Consider the following 5143-nt stretch of genomic DNA (forward strand, 5'->3'; position numbering starts at 1 on the left):
TCTTTAGCCTGAACTGTATCATCTCCAAGCATCTCTATTCTATATTCTCTCCGTTATGAAGCCGTTTTATTAAGTCTTTCAATATTTCGTTTCTTTCGTTATTTTCATTGATTGCAAAAGTAAATCCATTCTCTTCAAACTTTTTTATAATATTTTTCATATCTATATTTTTTATTTTTGATGCTTTATCTATAGTAGTTATTTTAGCCATAGTGTTAAACATAACGGGATTTTTTATAGCTTCAAAACCCAAATCCGACAATATATCTTTTATCTCGGGATATTCTTTGCATAATTCGTAAATATTTTTATTTGTATTTATTAACTTTTTTGTCATTATAGTTATCCTTTTATTAAAATTTATTTGTTTTATTATTCTAACAAATTATATTATAGATTATAAATTTAGTCAAATTTATTAATATGACTTAAAATTATGTATATTTATCAAATATTTTTGACAAAAAACTTTTATAATATATAATAAATACGATTATTCAAAATTTTTTACCAAATATTAAAATAAAACGGAAATAAAAATGATAAAAAAAATACTCTCCGAATTGGAAAGCGAAGATAAAAGAAAGCGACTTAACGCTCTCGATAAACTCTCTGAAATCGTTTTTGATGTCGATAGAATTACGGTTATAAAGGCGCTTAAACCTCATATTTTGGATTGGGACGAGGATGTGAGGGCAAAAGTTTCTTCAGTTCTAAAATTATATACGGAGCAATGATTATGGGGAGAATAATATCTTTTTCAAGCGGAAAGGGAGGAGCGGGCAAAACTCTATGCACGGTTAATTTTGCCACCGAATTGGTTTCAAGAGGTTATAAAGTTTTGGTTTTCGATATTGATATTAATTGCTCTAATGTTTTTATACTGCTTCATGTAAAACCCGAATCAAAATTGCAAGAATATTTTGAAGGGAATTCCGCTTTGAAAGATTGCATCATAAAAAGCGAATTCAATATAGATGTAATAAGCGCGGGAATCAATATTCAAAGATTCGTTCAATTTGAAAACGATTTTAATTTGTCGATTTTGGCGAGAGATTTAAAAGAATTGTCGACAGAATACGATTATGTTTTAATCGATTATGCCGCTGGAATAACTCAAGCTATGATGAAATTTTATCAAATGTCGGACGATATTATTTTAATCGCAAATCCCGAAATAACTTCATTAACCGACCTTTATAGATTAATGAAAATGATGTTCGTAAATAAAATAACCGACAAAATGTATTTGATAGTAAATAAAGTAAAAAATATAGATTGGGCGATTAATCTTTACAAAGAAGTAAAAAAAGTCTCCGATAAATTTTCTTTGGATATAAATTTGGTATTGCTCGGACCGATTTTATTTGACGAAGAAAAAGTCATGGTTTCGATTCAAAAAAGAACTCCTTTAATAATATTATATCCGAAAACTCCAATCAAAGGCGGATTTTCTTTAGCCGTCACAAGATATTTATACGACTTGGGACTTTTAAACGAAGAAAAAGCGAGAGAAAAATCATTCGCCGATTTTTTCTGATTATATTACTTTTTATTTAGCCTATAAACCCAAAGCCTTTTTAGGGTCGGTATATTCCAATCCGAATGCGTCCGCCACTCCCTTGAAAGTGCATTTTCCGTTATAAGTATTTAATCCCGTTAGCATAGTTTCATTCGTTTTGCATATCTCTTCGAGTCCATCGTTTGCAAGCATTATTCCGTAATGAGTAGTGGAATTGGTTAGAGCTATTGTGGAAGTTCTTGGAACGGCGCCAGGCATATTGGCAACGCAATAATGAACTATATCGTCTATAATATAAATTGGGTCATCATGAGTCGTGGCATGAGAAGTTTCAAAACATCCTCCTTGGTCTATCGCCACATCGACTATTACGCAGCCTTTTTTCATTATTTTTAAATGCTCTTTTCTTAAAAGTTTAGGGGCTTTTGCTCCTGGTATTAAAACGCTTCCTATAATTACATCCGCCGTTTTATATAAATTCTCCAATGTTGAAGGAGCGCTGAAATAAGTATTTATTCTCATATTAAATATTTGGTCTATATAAGATAATCTCGCTATATTAACATCGGTTATAGAAACATTCGCTCCAAAACCCATAGCTATTTGAGCAGCGTTTAATCCCACAACTCCAGCTCCGAGTATAACTACATTCGCTTTTTGAACTCCAGGAACTCCGCCAAGTAAAACGCCTTCTCCTCCGAATTTCTTTTCCAAATATTTTGAAGCTTCTTGAATCGATAATCTTCCAGCAATACAACTCATAGGTGCAAGGCATGGAAGTTGATTGGATTCGTCTCGCATCGTTTCGTAAGCTATAGATTTAATTTTCTTTTTCAAAAGCATTTCGGTTAATGGTTTATCGGCGGCTAAATGCAAATATGTATATAATATTTGATTTTCTCTAAAATAATTATATTCTTCTTCTATCGGTTCTTTTACTTTCACTATCATATCAGCTTCGAATACTTTCTTTTTATCGGTTATTTCCGCGCCAGCTTTTTTATATTCTTCATCCGAAAATCCCGAACCTTCTCCAGCACCTTTTTCGATTAATACCTTATGATTATTACTAACATAATCGGCGACATTGGAAGGCGTTAATCCTACTCTATATTCTTGATTTTTAATTTCTTTAGGGCATCCTATAAGCATAAAAAACTCCTTAATTAATAATTATTTATATTTTAAAGTATAGTAAATTAACTTTTTATTGTCAAGAGATAAAGAGTAAATAATATCTAAATATATATTATAATAATCTTTGTATTTTAAAATTTATTACACTTGAAAAATAGTCATTTATATTATAATATTTATCAATATAAGTATAATTTATTTACTTTATATTTATAAAAATCACTTTAATTTTGGAGAATAGAATGAATATAAATAATAACGCCGCTCAATTAAAAAAAGATATTCTTGTTAGAATAACGACACTTTTTATTGAAGACAGACTTTTGGAAGACATAGATAAAATGCCAATCGAAATAATACCGAGAGATAGCAAATCGATAAGGTGCTGCATTCATCATGACAGAGAGATTATAAAAAATAGAATCTTGGCGAGACTCGGAATAAGCGTGGAAGGAAAGGAAGACAGCGGAATTCCTTTATCGCAATACGCGAAATTGGCTTTGGAAAGAGAAAAACCGACTTGGCCCATGCTTACCGTTTTGGACGAAGCTTGTAATGCCTGCGTTAAAGCAAATTTCATGGTTACAAACGCATGTCAGGCTTGTTTGGCTCGTCCTTGTATGGTAAATTGTCCTAAAAACGCCATAGATATTTTGGACGAAAAAAGAGCTTTTATTCATAGCGAAAAATGTATAAACTGCGGATTATGTTTGAAGAACTGTCCTTATCATGCGATTATTTATATTCCCGTTCCTTGCGAAGAATCTTGTCCCGTAGGAGCGATTAATAAAAACGAATTTGGAAAAGAAGTTATCGATTATCATAAATGTATTTTTTGCGGAAATTGTATGAGAGAATGTCCTTTCAGCGCGATGATGGATAAAGGACAATTATTGGATGTGTTGAAACATTTGAAAGAAGACGGCAAAAAAGTAAATGTAATGTATGCTCCTTCTATCGCGTCTCAATTCAACGCAAAACCTGGACAATTAAAAAGCGCGTTGCTTAAAATTGGTTTTGGTAAAGTTTGGGAAGTGGCTTTGGGAGCGGATATAACATCCGACAAAGAAGCTCATGAATTTGAAGAGAGAATGGAGAGAGGCGATAAACTTATGACGACTTCATGCTGTCCCGCTTATGTTAAGGCGGTTAGAAGACATGTTCCAGAGCTTATTCCATGCGTATCTGAAACGAGAACTCCGATGCATTATACGGCGGAAATGATGAGAGAAGACGATTCGGAAGCGATTAATGTGTTTATAGGACCATGCCTTGCAAAAAGAAGAGAAAGCATTGACGATGATTTGGTTGATTATTGTTTATCGATGGAAGAGCTTGACGCTTTATTTATAGCCACTGGAACGGATGTTATGAAAGAACCAGATTTGAATATAGATGTCATTCCAACTTCTTCGGGCAGAAAATACGCTATGAGCGGAGGAGTAGCCGAAGCGGTAAAAATAAGATTGAAACATCCCGAAAAAGTTAAGCCTACCGTTATTGACGGATTGGATAAAGAAGGAATGAAACAGCTTAAAAATTTCGGCAAGATTCAATCGGGAGAGATGCCGATTCAAAACGACACTCCAAATTTGGTAGAAGTTATGGCTTGCAAAGGCGGATGCGTTGGAGGTCCCTGCGTTGTGAAAAATCCTAAAGCCGCAACCGTTCAATTGCAGAGATACGCCGCCGATGGATTGGAATTAACGGCTAAATAAATTAAAATAAAATTTTATTAAATTTGGATTGCTTCGGCATGCCTACGGCTAGCAATGACATTTTTTATTTAAACTATTGACAAAAAATTTAATCAAATATATAAATTAAGAATTGATTAAATTAAAAAATATTTAAATTAATTTAGTTGACAAAGTTTGAAAAATATTGTAGAATATTACTAATTAAATTAATTGATATTTAGAAAATAAATAGTTGACAAATTTTTTAAATATTGTATAATTTAATCAATATTTAATAAAACTAAAAAACGAAGAGGAATTTAATATGAAGAAGGTTAACATGTTACGTTACGTTACGTTACGTTACGTTAGCCATTCGTTTAAACTTTCTCGGATTTTCTATTGCAAAAATCTATTAAAAAACATTTTCGATTTGTTCGGAAAGTCCGTCATTGCGAATGCGCTAAAGGGGACATGTTGTCAAACGAAGCAATCTAAATTTAGTAAAATCGGTTTTTATAATTTAATTTCATTAACAAATAAATTTTTTCAAAAGTGGATTGCTTCAGGCAAAGCCTTCGCAATGACTGTGAAAAATAATTTTGCAATTCTAATAACAAGGGGTTTTAACCCCTTGCGTGCCTTTGCAATTGCACACAATGGGCTGAAGCCACATTGTTATTCAGGTTTTGCATCTAATTTTGAAATAATAAGTCGTAATGAAAATTATGCTTTCAATCATAATAAAAATTTTTGCCGTAATGGAAATAATATTTTTCTTCGCAATGATTATGGCAAGGATTTT

6 protein-coding genes are annotated in these 5143 nt (G+C 32.1%); 4 read left to right on the forward strand and 2 right to left on the reverse strand.

Annotation, left to right across the window (positions count from 1 at the left end; genetic code table 11):
- Positions 1 to 34: 34 nt before the first annotated feature.
- Positions 35 to 337, reverse strand: a complete 303-nt coding sequence (locus tag EZH24_RS06920; RefSeq protein ID WP_236847103.1) for a DUF1858 domain-containing protein — start codon at positions 335 to 337, stop codon at positions 35 to 37.
- A 202-nt stretch (positions 338 to 539) separates the two neighbouring features.
- On the opposite strand from EZH24_RS06920, the gene EZH24_RS06925 reads away from it, so the two are divergent.
- Together EZH24_RS06925 and EZH24_RS06930 are read left to right on the forward strand one after the other, a co-directional pair.
- Positions 540 to 737, forward strand: coding sequence for a hypothetical protein (locus tag EZH24_RS06925; protein WP_236847104.1), 198 nt, complete (start codon positions 540 to 542; stop codon positions 735 to 737).
- A 2-nt stretch (positions 738 to 739) separates the two neighbouring features.
- Positions 740 to 1540, forward strand: coding sequence for an AAA family ATPase (locus tag EZH24_RS06930; protein WP_137998397.1), 801 nt, complete (start codon positions 740 to 742; stop codon positions 1538 to 1540).
- 21 nt (positions 1541 to 1561) lie between these two features.
- Here EZH24_RS06930 and ald read toward each other — a convergent pair whose 3' ends face one another.
- Positions 1562 to 2674, reverse strand: a complete 1113-nt coding sequence (gene ald / locus EZH24_RS06935) for an alanine dehydrogenase (RefSeq protein ID WP_137998398.1) — start codon at positions 2672 to 2674, stop codon at positions 1562 to 1564.
- A 227-nt stretch (positions 2675 to 2901) separates the two neighbouring features.
- On the opposite strand from ald, the gene EZH24_RS06940 reads away from it, so the two are divergent.
- Positions 2902 to 4377, forward strand: a complete 1476-nt coding sequence (locus EZH24_RS06940) for a 4Fe-4S dicluster domain-containing protein (protein ID WP_137998399.1) — start codon at positions 2902 to 2904, stop codon at positions 4375 to 4377.
- Between the two features lie 286 nt (positions 4378 to 4663).
- On the forward strand, positions 4664 to 5143 hold a 480-nt coding region (locus tag EZH24_RS06945; RefSeq protein ID WP_137998400.1), incomplete at its 3' end, for a hypothetical protein.

Source organism: Brachyspira catarrhinii, from assembly GCF_005518285.1.
GTDB classification, from domain to species: Bacteria; Spirochaetota; Brachyspiria; order Brachyspirales; family Brachyspiraceae; genus Brachyspira; species Brachyspira catarrhinii.